The following is a 2,640-nucleotide window of genomic DNA, read 5'->3' as shown; positions in this document are numbered from 1 at the left end:
CGCGAACGCGCACGTGCTCGCACCGCACATCGGCACGCCGGACTGGACGGACGCGCTGAGCCAGAAGGTCGTGTTCCTGTCGAATGCGCATCAGCAGAGCGCCGAACTGACGCTCAATCCGGCCGACCTCGGGCCGCTGCAGGTCGTGCTGCGCGTCGCGGACAACAACGCGCACGCGCTGTTCGTGTCGCAGCACGCGCAGGTGCGCGAAGCAGTCGAAGCCGCGCTGCCGAAGCTGCGCGAGGCAATGGAAGCGGGCGGGCTCGGGCTCGGCAGCGCGACCGTCAGCGACGGCGGCTTCGCTTCGCAGCAGCAGAACCCGCAACAATCCTTCGCCGGCGGCCAGTCGTCGCGGCGCGGGAGCGGCGGATCGTCAGGCGTCGATGCACCGGTCGGCGCTGCGCAATCCGCACCGGCCGCCGCGAGTGTGAGCCGCGCCGGCCTCGTCGATACGTTTGCCTGAGCATGGCCGCCGCCGTGCGCGCGCCGCTCAGCGGCCGTGCACCGCAGCGGCTGCCTCGCCGCGCAGCGCCGCGCCCTTGCGCGTGGCGACGATGAAGTCCGCCGCGCGTTCGCCGATCATCACCGACGGCGCATTCGTGTTCCCGCCGACCAGCGTCGGCATCACCGACGCATCCACCACGCGCAATCCTTCGACGCCGCGCACGCGCAGTTGCGGATCGACGACCGCACGCGCGTCCGAACCCATCCGGCAGGTGCCGACCGGGTGGTAGATCGTGTCGGCATGCTCGACGATCGTCTTGCGCAGCTCCGCTACGCTCTGGTCGGCCCGCGTGTACAGCTCGCGCCCGCCCTGCGACGCGAGCGGCGCCTGCGACAGGATCTTGCGCATCGCCTGCGTGCCGCGCACGAGCAGGTCGAGATCGCGCGAATCGTTGAAGAAACGCGGATCGATCAGCGGTGCGTCGCGTGCATCGCCGCTCGCGAGCGCCACCGTGCCGCGACTGAACGGCCGCAGCGCGCACACGTGCAGCGAATAGCCGAAGCCCCAGTGCATCTTGCGGTTGTGGTCGTCCACGAGCGCCGTGCAGAAATGCAGTTGCAGGTCGGGACGCTCGAGCGACGGATCGCTCTTGATGAAGCCGCCGGCCTCCGCGACGTTGCTCGTCATCATCCCGGTGCGGCTCGAGAAATAGCGCGCGAGCGCGGGCGTCATCTTCGCGATCCCGCGCAGGCACACGCCGACCAGTTCCGATGAATTCACGCGCGTATTGATGATGAAATCGATATGGTCGATCAGGTTCGTGCCGACGTCCGGCGCATCCTGCACGACCGCGATCCCGTGCCGGCGCAGCTGCTCCGCCGGGCCGATCCCCGAACACATCAGCAGTTGCGGCGAATTGAACGCGCCGGCCGACAGGATCACTTCCGCGCGCGCGTCGAGCGTCTCGACGCGCCCGTTGCGCGCGACCGCGACGCCGGCCGCACGCTTGCCGTCGAACACGACTCGCAGCACCGTCGCATCGGTGATCACGTGCAGGTTCGGCCGGTTACGGCCGTAGATGTACGCTCGGGCGACGCTGCAGCGCGAGCCGTCGCGGTGCGTGACCTGGTAGAAGCCGACGCCTTCCTGCGTCGCGCCGTTGAAGTCGTCGTTCAGCGGATAGCCGGCCGCATGCGCGGCCTGGATGAATCGTTCGGAGAACGGATTGCGAAAGCGCAGATCCGACACCGTGAGCGGGCCGTCCGCGCCGTGCCATGCATCGGCGCCGCGCGCGTTGCCTTCCGCGCGGCGGAAATACGGCAGCACGTCCTGCCAGCCCCAGCCTGTCGCGCCGAGCTGCGCCCATTCGTCGTAGTCGCCCGGGTGGCCGCGCGTGTAGATCATCGCGTTGATCGCGCTCGAGCCACCCATCCCGCGCCCGCGCGGCTGATAGCCGCGCCGCCCGCCGAGGCCCGGCTGCGGCACCGTCTCGTAGCCGTAGTTCGTGCCGAGCTTGAACGGCACCAGCGCCGCGATGCCGACCGGCATGTTGACGAGCAGGTTGCGCTCCGTATGCGAGCCGGCCTCGATCAGCGCGATCGTCGCATCGGGGCAGGCATCGGCGAGGCGGCCTGCCAGGCTCGACCCGCCCGAACCGCCGCCGACGATGATGTAGTCGTATTGCATGTCACGTCTCCGTCGTGTCATGGAAGGCGCCCGGCACCGCCGCGCGACCGCGTCCCCTCTTGTAATTCGGGCATTGTAGGAATGGCCGTTGCCCACGCGGCGCGCGGATTCAAGAGCGATTCCTCTAAACGCCCGCGTGAACTAAATTTAAGATGTATCGATTCGCTTTGCATGACGCGCCGGCCACGAGAAGCCGATCCGTCGCGAAACGGGAGTGACGACGATGCAGCGCCAGGTTCTGCAGGCCGCGTGCCGACCGGGTTGTCCGGATGCGATGCGCGCCGCCCGCATTTCATTTCAAACGGCTGCCCGCGCGGGGATGCTCTGCGTCATGCGCGCAGTCGATCGAAATCGAACGGCACGTGTCGTCGCCGACCGTTTGGACGGTTTGTCGCCGCAGCGGCACGATGCGCTGCGGCACGATCTGGCGTACACGTCGCGCCGCGCCGTGTCGGTGCACCGGCAGGCGCTCGCGGCGCAGCGACGCGCGCCGGTCGGCAGCCACATCG

Annotated in this window: 2 protein-coding genes; one reads left to right on the top strand and one right to left on the bottom strand. The window is 69.0% G+C overall.

Annotated elements, in window-relative coordinates; translation table 11 throughout:
- The coding region (locus G3N99_RS38360) for a flagellar hook-length control protein FliK (RefSeq protein WP_206124986.1) at positions 1-463 on the top strand (463 nt) is incomplete at its 5' end.
- 27 nt (positions 464-490) lie between these two features.
- Here G3N99_RS38360 and G3N99_RS38355 read toward each other — a convergent pair.
- On the bottom strand, positions 491-2,131 hold the full coding sequence (locus G3N99_RS38355; protein ID WP_206124985.1) for a GMC family oxidoreductase N-terminal domain-containing protein: 1,641 nt from the start codon (positions 2,129-2,131) through the stop codon (positions 491-493).
- Between the last annotated feature and the right edge of the window lie 509 nt (positions 2,132-2,640).

This window comes from Burkholderia sp. Ac-20392, from assembly GCF_017104585.1.
In the GTDB taxonomy this organism is placed as follows: Bacteria; Pseudomonadota; Gammaproteobacteria; order Burkholderiales; family Burkholderiaceae; genus Burkholderia; species Burkholderia lata.
This window is presented reverse-complemented; position numbering and strand designations above follow the sequence as displayed.

Bases quoted from the DNA above. Each gene is read 5' to 3' on its own strand.
- G3N99_RS38355 (WP_206124985.1), bottom strand. From the start codon at position 2,131: ATGCAATACGACTACATCATCGTCGGCGGCGGTTCGGGCGGGTCGAGC.